Source organism: Agromyces ramosus (genome assembly GCF_030817175.1).
Taxonomy (GTDB): Bacteria; Actinomycetota; Actinomycetes; order Actinomycetales; family Microbacteriaceae; genus Agromyces; species Agromyces ramosus_A.
Window position 1 is genome coordinate 2,398,890 of record NZ_JAUSYY010000001.1, and the last position, 21,628, is coordinate 2,420,517.

Genomic DNA, 21,628 nt, shown 5'->3' on the forward strand with positions numbered 1-21,628 from the left:
GCCGAGCCGCGGGTCAGGCGGTGAGGTCTGAGGGCACGGATGCCGCGGCATCCGTGCGCCCGGAGGCATCGGCCAGGCTCGCGTTCGCGCTCTCGGCCGCGGGCTTCTCCCACGGCGCCGCGAACGGGAAGTACCGCTCGAGGAACTCGATCACGGCGCCGGTGCGCTCCTCGACCGAGATCTCGGGGAAGCTGCCGTCGTTCAGGCAGAACATGTCGTGGTCGCGGCGCTTCAGCAGCTGCTTCATGGCCGGCAGCGCCTGGCGCAGGGTGGTCTCGACGTACTTCACCCGGGCATCGCTCTGCACGACGGCGCGCCCGGTGAGCAGCGCGTAGTAGTGGTAGAGCGAGTTCGTGACCGAGATGTCGGTCGCCGAGCGGAAGCGGCTCGCGGCGGTGCGCCGGAACTCCTCGGGGAAGGCGGCCTCGAGCTCGGCCATCACGCTCTTGCGCAGGGGAGCGGCGCAGTGCTCGAGGTGGCGCGTCGTGACCTTGCCGAAGCGCTCGCGCAGGAGCGCGCGGTTCACCCGTGCGGCGTTCTCGAAGCCGCTGCGACCCGGATGCGTGTTGCCGAGCCCGATGCGGGTCGATGCCTCGACGAACTTGGTGATGCCGCCCGGGCGAGAAGAACAGCGACGGGCTCACCGGACGACCGAAGAACATGTCGTCGTTCGAGTAGAGGAAGTGCTCGGCGAGCCCTTCGATGCGGTGCAGCTGGCTCTCGACGGCGTGGGAGTTGTGCGTCGGGAGCACCGAGGTGTCGGCGAACATCTCTTCACTGCGCACGATGGTGACCTTGGGGTGCTTCGCGAGCCACGACGGCGCGGGAGAGTCGGTGGCGATGAAGATGCGGCGCACCCACGGTGCGAACAGGTACACCGAGCGCAGGGCGTACTTCAGCTCGTCGATCTGCCGGTAGCGCGCCTCGGAGTCGTCACCCTCGCCCACCACGTAGCTCTGCATGCGCTTCGCGCGCTCCCGCACGAACTCGTCGCTCGAGCCGTCGACCCAGGAGAAGACCATGTCGATCTCGAAGTCGATGTCGCTCGCGAGCGGCTCGAACATGTGCTCGATCGTCGGCCAGTCGCGGCCGTGCAGGTGCACGATGTCGTCGGTCGCCTCGGAGCGCTGCAGGGTGCGACGCATGATGGCGTTCTCGGCAGGCGCCTCGATCGTCTCGTCGCCGAACCGCCAGAATTCGAGCTGCACGGCGGTGTCGATGCCGTAACGGAGCCGGCCGATGGGCTCGACCCGGGGCCGGTGCACGCGCAGCACGGTGGGCTTGCGGTGCGCCGAGAGCCGTCCGTCGGCGAGGAGCACCGGGTGGGCGTCGGCTGCGCGCGCGGGTGCGAGGGTCGCCGCGTAGAACGGCTCGTTCGCGAACGCCTCGGCGAAGGCCCGGGCGACCGCCTTGCGCTCGGCTCGGTCGACGGCGATGACCGGGCGGTCGTCGTTGCCGCGGACGAGGAGGAAGGGGATGCCGGCGGCATCCAGCGCATCACCGATGGCGAGCAGGTCTTCGACCATCGATTCCTGCGGCGTCATGTGGCCGTTGCGCAGGGCGTACTGGCCCTTGCGCATGACGAGGTCGTCGCGATCGAACCGGGGTGCACGGTTCGCGGATGCCACGAGCACGAGTTCCGACGCATCCGACAGGCGCATCGGCGGGGCGGGCGTCGCTTCCCGCTTCGCGAAGGCGTGTCCGTCGTGCGGCTGCCGGTCAGGGGTTCGATCGCGGTCGGGTCTCGTCACGGAAGAAGGGCCTCCAGGGGTCTGCAGAGAAGTGGGCGCACACAAGCGCCCGGGATGCTCTGATTGTACGCAGCGTGGCGCCCGGGTCTCGACGGGTTGACACGGGGCGCCCAGCCGACGACGGGCCGGCCGCGAAGCTGTGCGGGCACACATCTGGCGGGCGTACCGTGCGGTCATGAGCATCACTCGAGGATTCGGCCGCGATCTCGACGCGGAGTTGCTCGGGCCGTTCGCCCTCGACCACGTCGTGGACACCGAGCTGCCCGAGTCGCTCGGCACCGTGGATGCGCCCGAGACCTACGTCGTGACGGCGGTGTTCACGCGGCGGCCGGACCCGCTCGAGCTCGAGTTGCTCGCCGCACCCGAGGTCCGCGAGCAGCTCGCGGCCGCGGGATACCCTCGGGTGACGCTCACGGCCGTGGACCGCCGGCTGCTCATCGGCGAGACCGACCTCCACGAGCTCGAGGGCGGCCTCGCGCGCACCATCGGCGTGATCCTCGCTCGCATCGGCGAGCAGGTCGAGGCTCGCCGCATCGCCCGCGACCGCGACGACGACGAGGTGTCGCAACGCGAGGCGAGCCGCACCGCATCGGTCTGGAGCGTCGCGAAGCGCATCAGCTTCGACCCGCACGAGTCGCACTACCGGTAGCAGCGCTCGAGCGCGGCGGCATCCGCCCGTCGCCTGAGAGTTCGGTGAGCGTTCCTCATCGATTCGACGGGTCGGCGTAGCCTCGAAGCATGTGGACAGTGCTGATCACCGGTACCTGCCGCCAACCTGCGCGGAGGCCCTTCGCGTAGCGTCCGTCGCCAGAGTCCGCGTGCCCAGACCCCGCGTGCGGCGACGTAGGGAGTTGGTCGTGATGACCACCGAAATCGCCCCCATCCATCGCACTCGCAGCGCGGCTGCGCGCGCCGCAGGGTCGGCTGCGCCGCCGAGCGAATTCACCGAGCTGGCTCGCCGCGTCAAGGAAGCCGGGCTCATGCGGCGCCGCTACGGCTACTACTGGACGAAGCTCATCGCGGTGCCGGTGGCGTTCGCCGCCGCCATCCTGCTCTTCATCTGGATCGGCGACACGTGGTGGCAGATGTTCACCGCCGTCGGGTTCGCGGTGCTGTTCACGCAGACGGCGTTCCTCGGGCACGACGCCGCCCACCGCCAGATCTTCCGCTCCGGCAAGTGGAACGACTGGACGAGTCTCGTCCTGGGCGGGTTCGTCGGCATGAGCTACGGGTGGTGGCAGCACAAGCACACCCGCCACCACGCGAACCCGAACCAGATCGGGCTCGATCCCGACATCGACCTGCCCGTCGTCGCGTTCACGCCCGAGCAGGCCCGTCGGCCCCGAGGGCCGCTCATGCGGTGGATGATCTCCCACCAGGGCGCCTTCTTCTTCCCGATCCTGCTGCTCGAGGGTCTCTCGCTGCACGCTTCGAGCGTGCACCGGGTGTTCGCCCGGGAGCCCCTCCAGCACCGTCCGGCGGAGATCGCCGCGCTCGCCGTGCGCGTCATCGGCTTCGTCGCCCTCGTGTTCCTCGTGCTCCCGCCCGGCAAGGCGGCGGTGTTCCTCGTGATCCAGCTCGGCGTGTTCGGGTTCTACATGGGCATGTCGTTCGCCCCGAACCACAAGGGGATGCCGCTCGTGCCCAAGGGGATGAAGCTCGACTTCCTCCGCCGCCAGGTGACGATGAGCCGCAACATCCGCGGGAGCCGGGTGCTCGACGTCGCGATGGGCGGCCTCAACTACCAGATCGAGCACCATCTCTTCCCGTCGATGCCGCGCCCGCACCTGCGCCGGGCGGCGGCCATCATCGAGCGGTACTGCCGCGACCATGACGTGCCGTACACCCAGACGACGCTCGGGCAGTCGTACGCGATCGTGTTCCACTACATCAACCGGGTCGGGCTCGGCGAGCGCGATCCGTTCGAGTGCCCGCTCGTGGCGCAGCGCGCGAGCATCTGAGCTGTCGCCGGAGCGTGGTTCGGGTCCGCTCCGGCCGACTTCGGCCCTGCGGCGTGACGCCGCGTGACGCCCGGTTGACGCGTGTGACACGGGGCCTCGCGGCATCCGCTCGCCCCCCATAGCGTCGTGAGCCGGGAGGTCGACTCATGACACGACTCATCATCGGAGCGATGGTCCGCGCGATCGGCGCGTACCCGTCGGGCTGGCGGTACCCCGGCGCGCACCGGGACCCGCGCGCCGATGCCGCGGTGCTGCGACGCGCGGCGCAGGTCGCCGAATCGGCGCGGCTCGACTTCCTCTTCTTCGGCGACTGGCTCGCCACCGGCCACGACCTCGAGTTCCAGGACCCGTACCTCGTCGCCCGCGTCGACCCGCTGAGCGCGATCACCTACCTCGCCGGTGTCACCGAGCGCATCGGGCTGATCGCCACGGCCAACACGAGCTACGCCGACCCGTACACCCTCGCGAGGTCGACCGCGTCAGCCGACCTGCTCTCGGGCGGACGCGCCGGCCTCAACCTCGTGACCGGCTCCGAGCCGCGAGCCGCCGCGAACCACGGCCGCGACTTCCATGCGGCCAACGACGCGCGCTACGACCGCGCCGTCGAGTTCGAGCACGTGCTCCGCCGGCTCTGGGACTCGTTCGAAGACGACGCGATCGTGTCGGATGCCGCGGCCGGCGTGTTCCTCGATCCCAGTCGCCTGCACGCCACGGCGTTCGACGGCACGCACCTCAGCGTCGCGGGACCGCTCAACGTGGTGCGTCCCGTGCAGGGACACCTCCCCATCGTGCACGCGGGAACGTCGCCCCGCTCGAAGCTCTTCGCCGCCCAGAGCGCCGATCTCGCCCTCGTCGCGGTGTCGGGCCTCGAGCAGGCCGCCGCGATCCGCGCTGAGCTGCGAGCGCTCGCCTTCGAGTCGGGTCGCGACGACCGCACTCTGAAGGTCGTCGCGCCGGTGCTGCCGATCGTGGGGGAGACCCGCGAGCACGCGCAGTCGATCGCCGACGAGCTCTCGGAGCTCGTGCAGATCGCCGAGGACTGGCCCGACGGCCCGCCCGAGGCGTTCCCCGCCGGCCGATCCCTCGCGCACGTGTCGGCGCTCGTCGGCCGCGACCTCGCCGGCCTCTCGCCCGACCGTGCCGTGACGCCGCAACTCGTCTCGGGGTTCAGCGCGAGCGGGCAGGAGCTCGTGGAGATCGTGGCGGAGCGCACGGGCCGGAGCCCGTGGGGCGAGCGACCGCCGACGCTGCGGCACCTCGTGGTCGCGGCATCCGTCAACGCCTCGATCATCGTCGGCACCGCGGCCGAGATCGCCACCGAGTTCGAGGCGTGGGGCGACGCCGGCGCGGTCGACGGCTTCAACGTGCTCTCCGCCGTGCAGCCGGCGCAGTTCGAGGCGTTCGCGCGCGGCGTGGTGCCCGAACTGCAGCGCCGCGGGGCCTTCCCGACCGAGTACGAGGGCACGACGCTCCGCGAGCACCTCGGGCTCGAGCGCCCGGGGAACGTGCACGTCGACCGGCAGGACGCGAGCGTGGGCGGCTTCCGGTGACGCTTCGGTGCTCGATCGAACCCTCCGATGTCGGTGTGTGTCGTTGTGTGTCGCATCGTGACCCCGTGCGGCACGCGGTGGTTGAGGCACGCGGCCGGCGGCCGTAGCGTCATCGCACACCGACCGAGGAGCAGCCCCAGTGACCGTCATCGAGCAACGCGCGCCGCAGCTCCTCGCTGAGCCCCGGGACGTCACCGGCCCGCGGCCGCTCGCCGCGCTCGTCGACGCCGGACTCGAGGTGCCCGTGCTGGGCGGTGGGCGCGTTCGACACGTGAACCTCGACCTCGCGGCATCCGCCCCGGCCCTCGCCTCCGTGGCGGAACAGGTCGCCGCGCAGACGCCGTGGTACTCGAGCGTGCACCGCGGCACCGGCTATCCCTCCGAACTCGCGACCGCGCTCGTCGACGACGCGCGCGCCGCCATCGGGCGCCACCTCGGTGCTCGCGACGACGACGTCGTGGTCTTCACGCGCAACACGACCGACGCCCTCAACCTGCTCGCGGGCGCCGTGCCCGGCGAGGTCGTGGTGCTCGACATCGAGCATCACGCGAACCTCCTGCCCTGGCGCGATCGTCGCGTCGTCGTGGCACGGGACACGATCGAGGCGACCATCGCCGACCTCGAGGCCGAGCTCGCCCGCCGGCCGGCGGCGCTGCTCACGATCACGGGCGCGTCGAACGTCACCGGCGAGGTGCTGCCGATCGCCCGGCTCGCCGAGCTCGCGCACGCACACGGGGCGCGCATCGCGGTCGACGCCGCGCAGCTGCTGCCGCACCGGCGCGTCGACCTCGCGGCATCCGACCTCGACTACGTCGCGGCCTCGGGCCACAAGGCGTACGCGCCATACGGGACCGGCGTACTCGTCGGCCGCGCCGACTGGCTCGACCGGGCCACCCCTCACCTCGCCGGGGGCGGCGCCGTCGCCGAGGTCGGCGTCGACGCCGTGCGGTGGCTGGACTCGCCCGCACGACACGAGGCGGGCACGCCGAACGTGCTGGGCATCGCCGCGTTCGCCTCGGCGCTCGCCGAACTCGAGTGGCTCGGCGAACCCGCCCGCCTCGCCCACGAACGCGCCCTCACCGAGCGCCTGCACCGCGGCCTCGCGACGATCGACGGCGTGCACGTCGTGCGCGGTTTTCGCGATGTCCACGACACCGTGGGCATCGCGACGCTCGAACTCGAGCGCGGCTCGGTCGGGCTCGCCGCGGCCGCGCTGTCGGCCGAGCACGGCATCTCGGTGCGTGCGGGCCGGTTCTGCGCGCACCCGTTCTTCGATCGCGTCGCGCGCCGCTCGAACGGGCTCCGGGCGAGCCTCGGCGTCGGATCCCGGGCCGACGACGTCGACCGTTTCGTCGAGGCGCTCGCCAAGCTCGTCGCCGACGGGCCGCGTGCCCGCTACGAGAAGCGGGCGACGGGGTGGCATCCGGTCCCCGACGACCGTCCGAGGCCGGCGCACGGCTTCGATTTCGGCCACCCGCGCTGAGCCTGCCGGCACTCGCCGCCCGCGTCTGCGCGCGCGCCGGTTCGCTAACATGGCGGGCATGCGCTCGCGATCCGTCCGACCCACGATCGTCGCGGTCGCGATGACGGCGGCACTGCTGAGCGGATGCGCCGTGAACGAGCAGGGCGACACCGAGAGCGCACTGTCGGGCACGCTCGATGCGGCCGGATCCTCGGCGCAGGGCGCGGCGCAAGACGCGTGGGTCGCCGGATTCCAGCGCGCGAACGGCAGCGTGACGATCAACTACGACCCGGCCGGCTCCGGCGCCGGGCGCGAGCAGTTCATCGTCGGCGCGGTCGGGTACGCGGGCAGCGACTCCGCGCTCAGCCGTGAGGAGGTCGACGGCCCGCTCGCGCGCTGCACCGAGGAGTCGGGTGCGATCGACCTGCCGGTGTACCTCTCGCCGATCGTGCTGGCGTACAACATCGAGGGCGTCGACCGGCTGCAGCTCGACGCCGACACGATCGCCGGCATCTTCGCGGGCACGATCGAGCGCTGGAACGACCCGAGCATCACGAGCCTGAATCCGGGCGCGCCCCTGCCCGACGCCCGCATCGCGCCGGTCCACCGTTCCGACGACTCGGGCACCACCGAGAACTTCACCGACTACCTCGCCGAGGCGGCACCCGAGGCCTGGCCGTTCGAGCCCGACGACGCCTTCCCGGTCGAGGGTGAGGCCGCGCAGGGCAACTCCGGCATCGCCGCGGTCATCCGTGACGGCGTGAACGTCATCGGGTACCTCGACGCCTCGCGGGCCGACGGACTCGACGTGGCGAGCCTCGCCGTCGGCGACGCGTTCGTCGCGCCGAGCGCCGAGGCCGCCGCCGCGGTCGTCGACGTCTCGCCGATGGAGCCGGGCCGCGCCGACGACGATCTCGTCATCGACATCGACCGGGCGACCACCGAGCCCGGCGTGTACCCGCTCGTGCTCGTCAGCTACGTCATCGCCTGCCGTCAATACGCCCAGGCGAACGAGGGGCAGCTCGTGGGTGCGTATCTCGAGTGGGTCGCGAGCGCCGTGGGGCAGGATGCCGCAGCCGACGACGCGGGCTCGGCGCCGATCTCGCCCGCACTGCGCGAGCGCGTCGAGGCGGCGATCGCCGGCATCAGCTGAGCCGCTCCCATTCCGCTGGCGCCTCGCATGCGCCACACTGAGCGCATGGGATCAGCGTTGACCACCATCGGATTGCCCGTCGCCCTCGGCATCATCATGTTCGGGCTCGGGCTCACCCTCACGCCGCGCGACTTCGCGCGCGTCGCGAAGTCGCCGAAGGCGGTGCTCGTCGCCCTCGCCTGCCAGCTCGTCGTGCTGCCGGCGCTCTGCTTCGGGCTGGTGCTGCTCTTCCAGCTGCCGCCGGTGCTCGCGGTCGGCATGATGCTGCTCGCTGCCTCGCCCGGCGGCACCACGGCGAACCTCTACAGCCACCTGTTCCGCGGCGACGTCGCCCTCAACATCTCGCTGACCGCCGTGAACTCCGTGCTCGCCGTGTTCACGCTGCCGCTCATCACGAACCTCGCGATCGCGTACTTCCTGCCCGAGGGCAACGAGCTGGGACTGCAGTTCGCGAAGACCGTCGAGGTCTTCGCGATCGTCCTCGGACCGGTCGTGCTGGGCATGCTCGTGCGGTGGTGGAGGCCCGGCTTCGCCGACCGCATGGACGGACCCGTGCGCGTCGCCTCGGTCGTCATCCTCGTCATCGTCATCGCGGGCGCCATCGTGTCGAACCTCGATCTGCTCCTCGAGAACGCGGGGCGGCTCGCCGGCATCACGGTGCTCTTCTGCGTGCTGAGCCTCACCATCGGCTACTTCGTGCCGAGGCTGTTCGCGGTCACGCGCGGCCAGTCGATCGCAAGCTCGTTCGAGATCGGCATCCACAACGCCACGCTCGCGATCGTCATCGCCCAGACCGTCATCGGCAGCGTCGAGATGAGCCTGCCCGCGGCGGTCTACGGCGTGCTGATGTTCTTCGTGGCGCTCGCCTTCGGCTTCCTGATCCGAGGCCGAACGCGCGTCGGCGCTGCATCCGGAGCGGAGGATGCGACCGTGCACGCGAGAATTCCGGATGCCGCAGGGCACGGAGATGGACGCCGAGGCTGAGGACCCGCTCGAACGCCGCCGCGACGAGCTGCGGCGGATCGTCTACGGCACGCCGGGAGAACCGTCGCCCGGCGCGGTGGCCGAACTCGTTGCGATCGAGCGCCGGCTCGGCGGGCGCGCGGACGGCGGCACAGGTGCTCCGCCGCCGGGATTGTCGGCTCCGCGATCCGGCTCTGAGACCCCGTCCGCGGAGTCGGTGCCCAACGCCGAGGTGCCGCGGCCCGATGAGCGACCGACGCGGCGGTGGAGGTTCGCGACGGCGGTGACCGTGCTCGCGTCGGCCGTCGGCGCCATCGCACTGCTGGGACCGGTACGCGAGCTCCTCCTGCCGCCGCGCGGACTCGAGGTGTTCGAACGAGCCCCATCGGTCGCGGAGCTCGACCGCGCCCGTGACGTGACCGAGGCCACGCACCTCGATCCGGCCGCCGCGTCGTCGCTGCGACCCCTCGGATCCGCCGTGGGGTACGAGGTGTGGACGTATCGCGACGGCGAACGCGTGTGCCTCCTCACGCAGCGCGACTTCTGGTTCGCCTGGATCAGTTCCTGTGTGACGCTCGAGGAGTTCCGCGAGCGCGGGCTCGTGCGGCGCATTCCGGCCGCTGAGATCAGCGACCTCACGCGGCCGAGCCCGGTGGCGCCCGATGACGTCGTGCTGCTGGAGTGGGGTCCGCGCTCGACCGGCGTGGAGTGGCGTGCGGTGCCGGCCGGCGAGCCGCCGGCAGGGTCCGCCCCGATGACGTACGAGGAGTGGGCGTCCACCCGCGTCGCCGCCCGCCTCGGTGGTTCATAGACTGGAGGAGTCGGCACGGAAGGGGACGCATGCAGGCGCTCGTCGAGAGCGACATCCGCACGTCGCTCGGCAACGCGAGCGAAGCGGAGCTCGCCACGCTTTCGCTGCCGGTGCGCTTCTTCGTCGCCGAGTGGGCCCACCTCGACGCCTTCGCGTGGCGTGACCCCCGCATCCCCGCGCGCGGCTACCTCGTGACCGAACTCGACGGATCGGCCGCCGGCGTCGTGCTGCGAGCGACCGACCACGCCGGCTCCCAGCATCGCGCGGCCATCTGCAACCTCTGCCACACCCAGCAGCCCGCCGACCAGGTCGTGCTGTTCTCGGCACGGCGTGCCGGGCCGGCCGGCGAGCGCGGCGACAGTGTCGGCACCTACATCTGCAGTGACCTGGCGTGCCAGGAGACGGTGCGGCTCGGGCGCCCGGCAGCGCCCTCCGAGGTGCAGCCGAGCGTCTCGGAGCTCGAGCGCATCGAAGGCCTCGCCCGGCGCACCCGTGCGTTCGTCGCCGACGTGCTCGGCGCGCGCTGAGCGCTCGCGCTGAGCGGAGTGCAGGGGGGCGTACGGCGCGGCGCTGTGGTCAGGCGTCAAGCCGCGGCATCCGGAGCCACCGGCTCGAGCGTCGGACGCTTCGCCGTGCGGCGGTCGCCCGAGGAGCGGCCCGTGAGGCGTCGGCCGATCCATGGCAGGACGTGCTGGCGGTAGTAGGCGGCAGTGCGGCGGCTGCGGGGACCCGGCGGTGCGGTGGCCACCTCGGCGACGCCCCACTCCGCGGGCACCGGCAGCTCGAGCGCGGTGAGCACGTTGCTCGCGACCCGGGCGTGCCCCAGCGCGTTCAGGTGCAGCTTGTCGGCCGACCAGTAGCGGATGTCGCGCAGGCCCACGTCGGAGAAGTTGTCGACGAAGGTCACGCCGTCGAGCTCGGCGAGGTCGTTCAGCTGCGCCGTGAGCCGCGCCCCGCGCGCGTCGAACACCCGGCCGAGGGGCAGGTGCTCGGTCGGATTCGCCCCGCTCAGCATGAGCACGTGGATGCCGGCGTCGCGGATGCGGTGCACCGCCTGCCGGAACCGGCCGGCCACGAGCTCTTCGGGCATGCGCGGGCGGAGCATGTCGTTGCCGCCGCCGTTGAAGCTGATCACCTCTGGCTGCAGGGCGATGGCCGCCTCGAGCTGCTCGTCGACGATCGGCCCGAGCTTGCGGCCGCGGATCGCGAGGTTCGCGTAGCCGATGGGCTCGCGCGCCGCGGCAGCGAGGCCGAGTGCGACGAAGTCCGCCCAGCCGCGCACGCTGCCGTCGGGCAGCTCGTCGCCGACTCCCTCGGTGAAGCTGTCGCCGATGGCCGCGTAGGAGTGGAACATCCCTCAACGCTAGCGCGACGAGCGCACTTGTTCTCGGGACAGCCCGCTGCAAGAGTGAGCCGAGAACGTCGACATTGGGGGAAACATGTCCGATCAGAGCCGTGCAGGACTCAGCGCAGACGAGCTGGCTGAGGCGGTGGCGTCGCTCAGTACTCCCGACACGGTGTCCTCGCCGTTCGGCGACCTGCGATTCTTCGACGGGCTGCCGCTGCCCGAGACGGTCGACGCGGCCTATGACGCGCTCGATCTCATGCGAGGCATCGAGGTGTTCCTGAACGCGGTTCCCGGTGCGTCGCTCGTGGCGTTCCGCACGGGCCTTCGTGCCGCGGGCGTCACGTCTCCTCGGCAGATCGGCATCACCCAGCCGCGTGCGACGTCGAAGGCGTTGTTCCTCACGCCGAACACGGAGACGACCTACGGAACGACGATGCTCGACTTGAACGCGTGGGGTCCGACGGTCATCGAGGCGCCGCCGCAGTCGCTCTGCGTGGTCGACGACTTCTGGTTCCGGTACGTGACCGACATGGGCATCGCCGGACCCGACCGAGGGGCGGGCGGCAAGTACCTCTTCCTCCCGCCCGGCTATGAGGGCGAGGTGCCCGACGGCTACTTCGTGTACCGGACCCCGACGTTCACGAATTTCGTCGTGCTCCGCGCGCTCGGCGGCGTGACCGCAATGAAGCAGACCCGCATCTACCCGCTCGCAGAGGCGGAGAACCCCGAACCGAACGAGTTCGTCGACCTCGCCGAACTCTCCTTCAACACGGTGCACGCCAACGACTTCTCGTTCTACGAAGAGGTGGCCGAACTGGTGCAGGAAGAACCGGCCGAGGCGCTCGACGTCGAGCGCGCCGGACAGCTCGCCGCCATCGGCATCGTGCACGGCCAGCCGTTCGCGCCCGATGCGCGAGTGAAGGCGATCCTCGAGCAGGCCGCCCCCATCGCCGCGGGCATCGCCCGCGTGATCGCCTACGCGCCACGTGATCCCGATGCGGTCATCTACGGCTCCTGGCGCACCCCGTTCGTCGGCGGAAGCTACGAGTTCCTGCGCAACGGTGCACGGCTGCTCGACGCTCGTACGCAGTTCCACTACCTCGCCACGGTCATCACCCCGGCGATGGCGCACGCCCAGGTCGGTGCGGGCTCGGCCTATGCCTACACGGTGCACGATGCGAACGGCGACCTGCTCGATGGCGCTCGCAGCTACCGCCTCCACGTCGACGCCAATCCGCCGGCGAAGAACTTCTGGGCAGTCGACCTGTACGACACCCAGACCCGATCATTGCTGGTCGTCCCGTCGACCCCGTATCCCGCGCTCGCGAGCAACGACGGCAAGCTCCAGGCCAACGATGACGGCTCGTACGATCTCTACTTCGGGCCGACCGCGCCCGAGGGCAAGGAGTCGAACTGGGTCGAGACGATCCCGGGCAAGGCGTGGTTCCAGCTCTTCCGCATCTACGGCCCCCTCGAGCCGTGGTTCGACCAGACCTGGCGGCTCAACGAGTTCGAGCCGATCGACTGAGGCGCGAGTGCCCTCAGCGCTCAGTGCGCCTGGCGCTCATGCTCGAGCTCGCAGTCGGTACCCGGGTAGAGGAGCGTCTCGTGGCCGTCGTCGAAGCGCACGAAATAGGGCGGGCCGCCCTGCTCGCCCCGTACCTCGAGGATCTCTCCGTGCCGGTCGGCCTGGCCGACCTGCTTGCCATGGATGACGAGGCGTTCGCCGACGTTCGCGTGCATCGCGTCCTCCTCCCGCTCGTTCCAGCGTACGCCGGGCGGTCGCGGTGCGGAAGGTGGTGGACGATCGGTGCGATACGCCTTCCGAAGCGCGGACGTGCGTCCTTGACGCCGGTGGAACCGGTTCCGTACGCTCCAAAGCACGTCCACGGGAAAGCCCATTCCAGGCAGTCTCGCGGACGAGTGCCGTCTACAGCGGCACGTCGATCTCAATGGGGAGTACCAGATGACCACTGTCTCGAAGCCGCCGAATCGCCGCCGTCGCACGACCATGCTCGCTGCCGCGGCGGCGTTCGCCGTGGCCGCCCCGCTGGCGGCGAGTGCGCCGGCGCTGGCCGACGCGAATTTCCCGTCGCCGAATGGCAACACCAGCATCGCGAGCATCGTCACGTACGACGACCTCGTCGCGGAGCTGAACCGCATCGAGAAGACCTCGCGCTTCGGCGTCGACGTCACGACGCTCGCCGAGGTCGGCACCGAGGTCGCCACGTCCGAGCAGGGCCGCGACCTCTACGTCGCCACGGTCGGCGACGGGCCCGAGGCGGTCTGGCTGCAGGGCCGGATCCACGGGAACGAGCCGTACGGCACCGAATCGCTGCTCGCGGTGCTGAAGGAGCTCGGAACGAACGGCTCGCCCGACTGGACCCTATTGCGGGAGACGTACACGTTCCACGTCATCCCGATGTACAACCCCGACGGGTCGGAGGCGAACATCCGCCAGACGATCCTGCAGGACGGCACCGAGCGCCGCATCGACCTGAACCGCGACTGGGGCGCCGGCAAGTTCGTCGCCGCCGAGTCCGAGGCGTTCTACGAGTACTGGACGATGGTCGACCCGGCATTCGCCGTCGACATCCACCACCAGGGGCTCAAGGCGGAGTACGGCACCGGCGACGACGTGACGCTCTCGCTCGGCATCTCGCTCGCTCCCGGCGGACCCACGCTCCCGGGCATCGAGGGCGGCGCGTACGACACGCTGACCCGCCAGATGCACGTGCACGTGTACGACGAGCTCGCCAAGTACGGCAGCATCAACATGGATCGCTACCAGGTGGGCGGCAGCCTCGAGATCGACATCAAGGGCGGCGTGGTCTCGGCCATGATGCTCGGGTTCGACTACAAGGGCCTCAACCCCGAGGGTCACAGCAACCCGGCGATCTTCTTCGAGACGAGCGGCAACACGAGCGACGGCAGCCTCGGTCAGAAGGCCCGCGGCAAGTCGATCCACCAGAATGTGCTCGCGCTGACGGAATTGCTGGTGGGCATGGCCACCGGTGAAGTGCAGCAGGAGGACGCGGCGCGCTGGGACGAGATCCCGCACGCACCCGTCACCGGGTACCAGACCGACGACGGCGTGATCCCGGCGACTTTCTGACGCCGGTCACCGCGAGTCACGAGCGGCGGCAGGTCCCCGGTTCGCCGGGTGCGCCTGCCGCCGCTTCGCGCGCGCCCCTTCCGGCCGCCGCGCGCCGCGGCTAGGGTGGCGGGAGTGGGTCAAGCGTCCCACTCAGTGCCCCCGGGCGCCGGCGGCATCCGACCGCCGACCGATGAACAGCGAGGTTCACGATGGATGACGCCACCACTGCCGATCGCCCCGCCTTCCCGCCCGGCTTCCGGTGGGGCGCCGCGACCGCCGCCTTCCAGATCGAGGGATCGACGGATGCCGATGGCCGAGGCCCCTCCGTCTGGGATGTCTTCTCGCACACACCCGGCCGGGTCCTCGAGGGCGCGAACGCCGACGTCGCCGCCGACAGCTACCGCCGATACCGAGACGATGTCGCCCTGCTCGGCGAGCTCGGCGCCACCGACTACCGCTTCTCGATCTCGTGGAGCCGCGTGCAGCCGGGCGGTACGGGCCCGGCCAACGAGCCCGGACTCGACTACTACGAGCGCGTCGTCGATGCACTTCTCGACGCGGGCATCGCCCCGCTGCCGACGCTCTTCCACTGGGACCTGCCGCAGCCGCTCGAAGAGGCCGGCGGCTGGCTCGCCCGTGACACCGCGACCCGCTTCGGCGACTTCGTCGAGCTCGTGCTCGCCCGCCTCGGCGACCGCGTGCCTCGGTGGATCACCCTGAACGAGCCGTCGATGATGACGCTGCAGGGCTACGCGCTCGGCACGCAGGCGCCCGGGCACGCGCTCATGCTCGGCGCGCTGCCCACGGCGCACCACCAGCTGCTCGCGCACGGGCTCGCCGTCGCGGCGATCCGCGCTGCCGGCGAGGCCGAGGTCGGCATCACGAACAACCACACCCTGGTGGTGCCGGCGACGGATGCCCCGGCCGACGTGGCGGCCGCGGGCGCCTTCGACGCGGTGGTCAACCGCGTCTTCGCCGGCCCCGTGCTCACGGGCGCCTACCCGGACCTCAGCGGATTCGGCCTCGACACCTTCCCGGGGCTGCAGCACGGGGACCTCGACGTGATCGGTGCGCCGCTCGACTTCTACGGGGTGAACTTCTACAACCCGACGCGCGTGGCCGCGGCATCCGCCGGATCGGTGTTCGCGGCGGCCGGGCTGCCGTTCGAGCCGGTCGACTTCGACGACGTGCCCGTGACGGGCTTCGGCTGGCCGATCGTGCCGGCCGCGTTCACCGACGTGCTCGTCGCCCTGCAAGACGACTACGGCGACCGGCTCCCGCCGATCGTCATCACCGAGAACGGCGCCTCGTTCCCCGACGAGGTCGTCGGGGGCCGCGTGCACGACGTCCGCCGCATCGCCTATTTCGACGCGCACATCGGCGCCGTGCGCCGCGCGATCGAGCTCGGCGTCGACGTGCACGGCTACCTCGCCTGGTCGCTCATCGACAACTTCGAGTGGGCCGAGGGCTACACGCAGCGGTTCGGGCTCGTGCACGTCGACTTCGAGACCGGCGTGCGCACACCGAAGGACTCGTTCACTTGGTACCGCGAACTCATCGCGCGGGAGCGCGCCGCGCACCCCCGCTGAGCGCGTCAGCTGACGGCGAGCAGCGCCGCCCACAGGTCGGCGCGCGCGTGGAACCCCGAGAGGTCGCGTCCGAGCAGCCGTTCGGCAAGCGCGATACGGCTGCGCACCGTGTGCCGGTGCACCCCGAGGGCGTGCGCGGTGGCGTCGAACTGTCCGCCGTGCTCGAGCCACGTGCGCGCCGTCGTGAGCAGCGCCGTGCCGTTCGCCTCGTCGTGCTCGCTGAGCGGGGCGAGGGTGGCGAGCGCCACGGCCCGGGCGTCGGTTCGGGCGAGGAAGGCGAGCACCCCCTGCCGGCTGATCTCGTCGAAGGCGACGACGCCCGCGCCGGATTCGCGAGCACGTTCGACCGCGCGCAGCGCCTGTTCGTGGGCGAGCGCGATGCCGCCGGGGCCGACCGGGTCGGACACGCCGACCGGGAGCTCGAACTCGGTCGCGAGCTCCTCGGCGAGCCCCGTGTCGGCCTCCTCGAGGAGGAGCACGAGCTGCTCGTCGTCGCGGCCGAAGAAGAGCCGGCCGCCGCGCTCGGCGACCCGCACCTCGAGCAGCTCGGTGAGGCGATCGACGTGCAACGCCGGGGCATCCGTCACCGCGACCCGCACCGGCGTCGCTGGGAGCGGACCCCACATCTCGGTGGCGACCCGTTCGGCGAGCGCGGTGTCGCCGGCGAGGATGCCGCGGAGGAGCCCCGACCGCAGGTGACCCCGCGCGCGGTCGAGGTCGCGGTTCTGCTCGAGCGCGAGCCCTGCGAGCGCGATCACCGAGGTGACGACCTCGCGGCCGGCCTGGTCGAGCTCGGCGGAGTCGCCGATCGCGAGCACACCGCGCAGCGCCCCGCCACTGCCGAGGGTCTGCAGTGTCATGCGCTGCGGCGCGCTCGTCGACTCGCCCGCGAGCAACGTGCGGCTCGCGCGCTGGCCGCGCCGCAGCATCGACCGCGCCTCACCCACCACCTCGCCGAGCGCGGGCTGGCCGAGCGCACCGGCGGGCGCCTCCCGGTCGAGCGAACCCGTGGCGTCGATGAGGCCGACCCAGGCGCCGATGCGGTGCGAGAGCTCGGCGAGGGTCGCCGAGAGTCCGTCGGGCCGAAGTGCGGCGAGCGAGATCGACCGCTGCGCCGCGAGCGCCCACGTGTGGCGGGCGTACGCGTCTTCGGCGATGAGGTCGGCCACCGTGCGGGCGATAGCGATGAACGGCACGCGGTATGGCACCTCGAAGAGCGGCAGCCCCTGGACCGTGCACGCCTCGACGAGCGCCTCAGGGGTGCCGGCGCGGATCACCTCGGTGCCGAATCCCAGTGCGGCGACCCCACGCTCGCGAAGGCGCGCCACGTAATCGGCCGCGAAGCCCGGGTCGTCGGCACCGTCACCGAACTGCGTGCCGGTCGTGAGCAGCACGTGCCCGGCATCGAGGAACGGGGTCGGGTCGGCGAGGTCGGAGCTGTGCGCCCACGACACCTGCGTGGCGAGCGCCACGGCCGGCAGGCTCGCCGACGGGTTCCGCAGCGTGAGGGCGAGGTCTGAGCGGGCGAGCAGGGTCTGCACGGTCGGCTGCACGGTGGCTCCCGGAATGGTTCGAGGCGACGGATGCCGCCGCACGGCGGTGTACGTGGTGTCCAACAAGCTGCCACCGAGTGTACACGGGGGCGCTGGGGGCATCCGTCGAGGCCGACCTAGCATTGGCGGCATCCGCCACCGCCGTCACCTCGCATCGGAGCAGCCATGACCCTCGTCGACACCCAGGTCACCGTCACCGGAGGACCGGCGCTCGCCCAGGAGCGCCGCCTCGTCACCGCCATCCCGGGCCCGCGTTCCCAGGAGCTCATGGCACGCAAGGCCGACGCGGTCGCCGCCGGCGTGGGCACCACCATTCCCGTCGCGGTGGTCGCGGCGGGCGGTGGGGTCATCGTCGACGCCGACGGCAACTCGCTCATCGACCTCGGCTCGGGCATCGCGGTCACCGGAGTCGGCAACGCCAACCCGCGTGTCGTCGAGGCCGTGACCGCGCAGCTCAACGCCTTCACGCACACGTGCTTCACCGTCGCACCGTACGACTCGTACGTCGACGTCGCCGAGGCGCTGAACCGCCTGACGCCGGGCGATCACGTGAAGCGCTCGGCCCTCTTCAACTCCGGCGCCGAGGCCGTCGAGAACGCCGTGAAGATCGCCCGCCACTTCACGAAGAAGCAGGCGGTCGTCGCCTTCGACCACGCCTACCACGGCCGCACGAACCTCACGATGGGCCTCACCGCGAAGAACATCCCGTACAAGAGCGGGTTCGGGCCGTTCGCCTCCGAGGTGTACCGCGCGCCGCTCTCGTACCCGTTCCGCGACGGCGGCCTGTCGGGCGCCGAGGCCGCGGCCCGCGCCATCACGCAGATCGAGAAGCAGGTCGGCGCCGAGAACCTCGCCGCCGTCATCATCGAGCCCATCCAGGGCGAGGGCGGCTTCATCGTGCCCGCCCCCGGCTTCCTCCCCGCGATCGTCGACTGGTGCCGCGCCAACGGCGTCGTGTTCATCGCCGACGAGGTGCAGACCGGCTTCGGCCGCACGGGTGCCTGGTTCGCGAGCGAGCACGACGGCATCGTGCCCGACCTCGTCGTCACCGCGAAGGGCATCGCCGGCGGCCTGCCGCTCTCGGCCGTCACCGGCCGCGCCGACATCATGGACTCCGCGATGCCCGGCGGCCTCGGCGGCACCTACGGCGGCAACCCGCTCGCGTGCGTCGCCGCGCTCGCCGCGATCGAGGCCTACGAGCAGGACGGCCTCATCGAGCGCGCCCGCGAGATCGGCGCCGTGCTCATCGGCCGGCTGAACGCCCTGCGCACCGTCGACCCCCGCATCGGCGATGTCCGCGGCCGCGGCGCGATGGTGGCGATCGAGCTCGTCGACCCCGACACCGGGGCGCCCGACGCGGCGCTCACCTCGGCGGTCGCGAAGCACGCCCACGCGAGCGGCGTGCTCGTGCTCACGTGCGGCACGTACGGCAACGTGATCCGCTTCCTGCCCCCGCTCACCATCACCGATGAACTGCTCGTCGACGGCCTCTCGGTCGTCGCGGAAGGACTGAAGAACGCATGACCGACCTCTTGGCGGCGACGACGATGTCGACCGCACCGGATGCCGCAGCATCCGTCGACCACGTCGCCACGCCGCTCACCGACGCGCGCTCGCAGCTCGCCGAGGCGATCTCGCTGCTCGGCCTCAGCGACGGCCTGCACCAGATGCTCGCGACCCCGCGCCGCGAGCTCAGCGTCGCCGTGCCGCTGCGCATGGACTCGGGCGAGAGCCGCCTGTACCTCGGCTACCGCGTGCAGCACAACTTCTCACGGGGCCCCGCCAAGGGCGGCCTGCGCTACGCGCCGAACGTCAACATCGACGAAGTGCGGGCCCTCGCGATGTGGATGACCTGGAAGTGCGCCCTCCTCGACGTGCCCTACGGCGGCGCCAAGGGCGGCATCGCGATCGACCCGCGTGAGCACTCCATGGCCGAGCTCGAGCGCGTGACCCGACGGTACACGAGCGAGATCCTCCCGATCATCGGCCCCGAGCGCGACATCCCCGCGCCCGACATCGGCACCGACGAGCAGACAATGGCCTGGATCATGGACACCTACTCGGTGAACAGCGGCTACACCGTGCCCGGCATCGTGACGGGCAAGCCCATCGCGCTCGGCGGCTCGCTCGGGCGCGCCAGTGCCACGAGCCGTGGCGTCACGCATATCGCGCTCGCCGCGCTGCGGCACGTGGGCCTCGATCCGGCGCGATCGACGGCGGCCGTGCAGGGCTTCGGAAAGGTCGGTGCGGATGCCGCGCGGTTCCTCTCCGAAGCGGGCGTGCGGGTGACCGCGATCAGCGACCAGTACGGGGCGGTCTCGAACGACGGCGGCCTCGACATCGGGGCGCTCTCCGACCACGTGCGGGCGACCGGCTCCGTCATCGGCTTCGCCGGGGCAGAGCCGCTCGACGGCGCCGACCTGCTCACGCACGACGTCGACCTCCTCGTGCCCGCCGCCGTCGAGGGCGTGCTCCACGACGGCAACGCGACCGAGGTGCGCGCGAGCGTCATCGTCGAGGGCGCGAACGGCCCAACGACTCCGGCCGCCGACCGCATCCTGCGCGAGCGCGGCATTCTCGTCGTCCCCGACATCCTCGCCAACGCGGGCGGCGTCATCGTCTCCTACTTCGAGTGGGTGCAGGCCAACCAGGCGTACTGGTGGCGTGCCGACGAGGTGGAGTCCAGACTGGAGGAGCGGATGCTCAGCGCGTGGAAGCACGTGCTCGGCTACGCCGACGCGCGGGGGCTCTCGCTCCGCACGGCGGCCACGGCGCTCGCCGTCGAGCGGGTCGCGGAGGCACACCGCCTGCGTGGCCTCTATCCCTGACATCCATGCCGAGTCGCCCGAATCCGATCGAAGTCGGACGACTCGTGACGACCCACGAACACCAGTGAACGGAACGGACGCATGACGAACGCAACCACTGAAGCCACCGTCCTCGACCAGCTCGACGGCGGGCTCTTCATCGGCGGCGAATGGGTCGCCGCCGAGGGCGGCAAGACCCTCACGGTCACCGACCCGGCGACCGGCAAGACGATCAAGGAGATCGCGGATGCCTCCGTCGCCGACGGCATTCGTGCCCTCGACGCGGCCGTTGCCGCGCAAGACGCGTGGGCGGCCACCGCGCCCCGCGAGCGCGGGGAGCTCCTCCGTCGCGCGTTCGACCTCCTCCAGGAGCGGAAGGAGGAGTTCGCACTCCTCATGACCCTCGAGATGGGCAAGCCCCTCGCCGAGGCCCGCGGAGAGGTCGCGTACGGCGGCGAGTTCCTCCGCTGGTTCAGCGAGGAGGCCGTGCGCATCAGCGGTCGATACGGGCTGAACCCCGAGGGCACCGGGCGCATGATCGTGTCGCAGCGACCGGTCGGCCCGTCGTTCTTCATCACGCCGTGGAACTTCCCGCTCGCGATGGCGACTCGCAAGATCGCCCCCGCCCTCGCCGCGGGCTGCACCGTCGTGATCAAGCCGCCGGCGCTCACCCCGCTCACGACGCTCGCGTTCGTGCAGCTCCTCGAGGAGGTGGGCCTGCCCGCCGGCGTGGTGAACGTCATCGCGACGAGCACCTCGTCGAAGGTGTCGGGCCCGATCATCGCCGACCCGCGCCTGCGCAAGCTGAGCTTCACCGGCTCGACCGAGGTCGGTCGCAGCCTCATGCAGCAGGCCGCGCAGGGCATCCTCCGCACGAGCATGGAGCTCGGCGGCAACGCCCCGTTCGTCGTCTTCCAGGACGCCGACCTCGACAAGGCGGTCGACGGCGCGATGATGGCGAAGTTCCGCAACATCGGCCAGGCCTGCACGGCGGCCAACCGCTTCATCGTGCACGAATCGGTCGCCGAGGAGTTCGCCGACCGCGTCGCCGAGCGCGTGAAGGCCATGAAGGTCGGCCGCGGCACCGAAGAGGGCGTGAACATCGGCCCGCTCATCGACGCGAAGGCGGTCGACTCCGCCGACGCGCTCGTGCAGGATGCCGTCGGCCGCGGCGCAACCGTGCTGACGGGCGGCAACCGCATCGACGGCGACGGCACGTTCTACGCGCCGACCGTGCTCGCAGGCGTCGCCGCCGGCAGCCGCATGCTCTCGGAGGAGATCTTCGGCCCCGTGCTCGGCATCTCCACGTTCGCCGATGAAGACGAGGCGGTGCGCCTCGCGAACGCGACCGAGTACGGCCTCGTCTCCTATGTGTTCACGCAAGACCTCGCGCGCGGCCACCGCATGATCGACCGCCTCGCCACGGGGATGATGGGCCTGAACACCGGACTCGTCTCGAACGCGGCCGCGCCGTTCGGCGGCGTCAAGCAGTCGGGCATCGGCCGCGAGGGCGGCCTCGAGGGCATCCACGAATACCTCGACACGAAGTACACGCTCATCCCCGTGAGCTGAAGGAACAGGAA

The 21,628-nt window shown here is 71.3% G+C and carries 17 protein-coding genes and 1 pseudogene; 14 read left to right on the forward strand and 4 right to left on the reverse strand.

The genetic code is table 11. The features are described 5' to 3' along the window. Positions 1–13: 13 nt before the first annotated feature. A pseudogene (locus QFZ26_RS11260) lies at positions 14–1,661 on the reverse strand (stealth family protein). A gap of 265 nt (positions 1,662–1,926) precedes the next feature. On the opposite strand from QFZ26_RS11260, the gene QFZ26_RS11265 reads away from it, so the two are divergent. From QFZ26_RS11265 to QFZ26_RS11300, 8 genes are all read left to right on the forward strand, one after another. After that, complete coding sequence (locus QFZ26_RS11265; protein ID WP_307042110.1) at positions 1,927–2,400, forward strand: hypothetical protein; 474 nt, start codon at positions 1,927–1,929, stop codon at positions 2,398–2,400. Between the two features lie 211 nt (positions 2,401–2,611). Continuing rightward, positions 2,612–3,712, forward strand: a complete 1,101-nt coding sequence (locus tag QFZ26_RS11270) for a fatty acid desaturase family protein (RefSeq protein ID WP_307045049.1) — start codon at positions 2,612–2,614, stop codon at positions 3,710–3,712. A 146-nt stretch (positions 3,713–3,858) separates the two neighbouring features. Next, entirely contained in the window at positions 3,859–5,262 is a 1,404-nt protein-coding gene (locus QFZ26_RS11275; protein ID WP_307042112.1) for an NtaA/DmoA family FMN-dependent monooxygenase, read from the forward strand. A 139-nt stretch (positions 5,263–5,401) separates the two neighbouring features. Then, the gene (locus QFZ26_RS11280) at positions 5,402–6,745 is read left to right on the forward strand and encodes an aminotransferase class V-fold PLP-dependent enzyme (RefSeq protein ID WP_307042114.1); all 1,344 of its coding nucleotides are present in this window, start codon (positions 5,402–5,404) and stop codon (positions 6,743–6,745) included. A gap of 58 nt (positions 6,746–6,803) precedes the next feature. After that, positions 6,804–7,877 (forward strand): phosphate ABC transporter substrate-binding protein PstS, encoded by a 1,074-nt coding sequence (pstS, locus tag QFZ26_RS11285; RefSeq protein WP_307042116.1) that lies wholly within the window; start codon positions 6,804–6,806, stop codon positions 7,875–7,877. 45 nt (positions 7,878–7,922) lie between these two features. Beyond that, positions 7,923–8,861, forward strand: a complete 939-nt coding sequence (locus tag QFZ26_RS11290) for a bile acid:sodium symporter family protein (protein WP_307042118.1) — start codon at positions 7,923–7,925, stop codon at positions 8,859–8,861. Then, positions 8,827–9,651 (forward strand): hypothetical protein, encoded by an 825-nt coding sequence (locus QFZ26_RS11295; protein ID WP_307042120.1) that lies wholly within the window; start codon positions 8,827–8,829, stop codon positions 9,649–9,651. Before QFZ26_RS11290 ends, QFZ26_RS11295 begins: the two co-directional genes overlap by 35 nt. Before the next feature lie 29 nt (positions 9,652–9,680). After that, complete coding sequence (locus QFZ26_RS11300) at positions 9,681–10,178, forward strand: FBP domain-containing protein (RefSeq protein WP_307042121.1); 498 nt, start codon at positions 9,681–9,683, stop codon at positions 10,176–10,178. Positions 10,179–10,234: 56 nt separating this feature from the next. Here the strand turns inward: QFZ26_RS11300 and QFZ26_RS11305 are convergent, their stop codons facing one another. Further along, entirely contained in the window at positions 10,235–11,005 is a 771-nt protein-coding gene (locus tag QFZ26_RS11305; protein WP_307042124.1) for an SGNH/GDSL hydrolase family protein, read from the reverse strand. 85 nt (positions 11,006–11,090) lie between these two features. On the opposite strand from QFZ26_RS11305, the gene QFZ26_RS11310 reads away from it, so the two are divergent. Next, on the forward strand, positions 11,091–12,527 hold the full coding sequence (locus QFZ26_RS11310; RefSeq protein WP_307042126.1) for a DUF1254 domain-containing protein: 1,437 nt from the start codon (positions 11,091–11,093) through the stop codon (positions 12,525–12,527). A gap of 20 nt (positions 12,528–12,547) precedes the next feature. Here QFZ26_RS11310 and QFZ26_RS11315 read toward each other — a convergent pair whose 3' ends face one another. Beyond that, a complete protein-coding gene (locus tag QFZ26_RS11315) occupies positions 12,548–12,742 on the reverse strand; it encodes a DUF1918 domain-containing protein (RefSeq protein WP_307042128.1) in 195 nt (64 codons plus the stop codon). Between the two features lie 223 nt (positions 12,743–12,965). On the opposite strand from QFZ26_RS11315, the gene QFZ26_RS11320 reads away from it, so the two are divergent. Both QFZ26_RS11320 and QFZ26_RS11325 read left to right on the forward strand, forming a co-directional pair. After that, on the forward strand, positions 12,966–14,114 hold the full coding sequence (locus QFZ26_RS11320; RefSeq protein ID WP_307042130.1) for a M14 family zinc carboxypeptidase: 1,149 nt from the start codon (positions 12,966–12,968) through the stop codon (positions 14,112–14,114). A gap of 191 nt (positions 14,115–14,305) precedes the next feature. Then, positions 14,306–15,685, forward strand: coding sequence for a GH1 family beta-glucosidase (locus tag QFZ26_RS11325; RefSeq protein ID WP_307042132.1), 1,380 nt, complete (start codon positions 14,306–14,308; stop codon positions 15,683–15,685). Positions 15,686–15,690: 5 nt separating this feature from the next. On the opposite strand, the gene QFZ26_RS11330 is transcribed toward QFZ26_RS11325, so the two are convergent. After that, complete coding sequence (locus tag QFZ26_RS11330) at positions 15,691–17,304, reverse strand: PucR family transcriptional regulator (RefSeq protein ID WP_307042134.1); 1,614 nt, start codon at positions 17,302–17,304, stop codon at positions 15,691–15,693. Positions 17,305–17,403: 99 nt separating this feature from the next. On the opposite strand from QFZ26_RS11330, the gene gabT reads away from it, so the two are divergent. The 3 genes from gabT (at position 17,404) to QFZ26_RS11345 (ending at position 21,617) form a co-directional block, all read left to right on the forward strand. Then, positions 17,404–18,762, forward strand: coding sequence for a 4-aminobutyrate--2-oxoglutarate transaminase (gene gabT, locus QFZ26_RS11335; RefSeq protein ID WP_307042136.1), 1,359 nt, complete (start codon positions 17,404–17,406; stop codon positions 18,760–18,762). Between the two features lie 23 nt (positions 18,763–18,785). Continuing rightward, entirely contained in the window at positions 18,786–20,066 is a 1,281-nt protein-coding gene (locus QFZ26_RS11340; protein ID WP_307045051.1) for a Glu/Leu/Phe/Val family dehydrogenase, read from the forward strand. A gap of 81 nt (positions 20,067–20,147) precedes the next feature. Further along, positions 20,148–21,617 (forward strand): NAD-dependent succinate-semialdehyde dehydrogenase, encoded by a 1,470-nt coding sequence (locus tag QFZ26_RS11345; RefSeq protein ID WP_307042138.1) that lies wholly within the window; start codon positions 20,148–20,150, stop codon positions 21,615–21,617. Positions 21,618–21,628 lie beyond the last annotated feature (11 nt).

Coding starts and splice junctions, on each gene's coding strand:
- QFZ26_RS11345 (WP_307042138.1), top strand. CDS start 20,148: ATGACGAACGCAACCACTGAAGCCACCGTCCTCGACCAGCTCGACGGC.
- QFZ26_RS11325 (WP_307042132.1), top strand. CDS start 14,306: ATGGATGACGCCACCACTGCCGATCGCCCCGCCTTCCCGCCCGGCTTC.
- QFZ26_RS11290 (WP_307042118.1), top strand. CDS start 7,923: ATGGGATCAGCGTTGACCACCATCGGATTGCCCGTCGCCCTCGGCATC.
- gabT (WP_307042136.1), top strand. CDS start 17,404: ATGACCCTCGTCGACACCCAGGTCACCGTCACCGGAGGACCGGCGCTC.
- pstS (WP_307042116.1), top strand. CDS start 6,804: ATGCGCTCGCGATCCGTCCGACCCACGATCGTCGCGGTCGCGATGACG.
- QFZ26_RS11295 (WP_307042120.1), top strand. CDS start 8,827: ATGCCGCAGGGCACGGAGATGGACGCCGAGGCTGAGGACCCGCTCGAA.
- QFZ26_RS11305 (WP_307042124.1), bottom strand. CDS start 11,005: ATGTTCCACTCCTACGCGGCCATCGGCGACAGCTTCACCGAGGGAGTC.
- QFZ26_RS11310 (WP_307042126.1), top strand. CDS start 11,091: ATGTCCGATCAGAGCCGTGCAGGACTCAGCGCAGACGAGCTGGCTGAG.
- QFZ26_RS11270 (WP_307045049.1), top strand. CDS start 2,612: ATGACCACCGAAATCGCCCCCATCCATCGCACTCGCAGCGCGGCTGCG.
- QFZ26_RS11340 (WP_307045051.1), top strand. CDS start 18,786: ATGTCGACCGCACCGGATGCCGCAGCATCCGTCGACCACGTCGCCACG.
- QFZ26_RS11275 (WP_307042112.1), top strand. CDS start 3,859: ATGACACGACTCATCATCGGAGCGATGGTCCGCGCGATCGGCGCGTAC.
- QFZ26_RS11300 (WP_307042121.1), top strand. CDS start 9,681: ATGCAGGCGCTCGTCGAGAGCGACATCCGCACGTCGCTCGGCAACGCG.
- QFZ26_RS11315 (WP_307042128.1), bottom strand. CDS start 12,742: ATGCACGCGAACGTCGGCGAACGCCTCGTCATCCATGGCAAGCAGGTC.
- QFZ26_RS11320 (WP_307042130.1), top strand. CDS start 12,966: ATGACCACTGTCTCGAAGCCGCCGAATCGCCGCCGTCGCACGACCATG.
- QFZ26_RS11265 (WP_307042110.1), top strand. CDS start 1,927: ATGAGCATCACTCGAGGATTCGGCCGCGATCTCGACGCGGAGTTGCTC.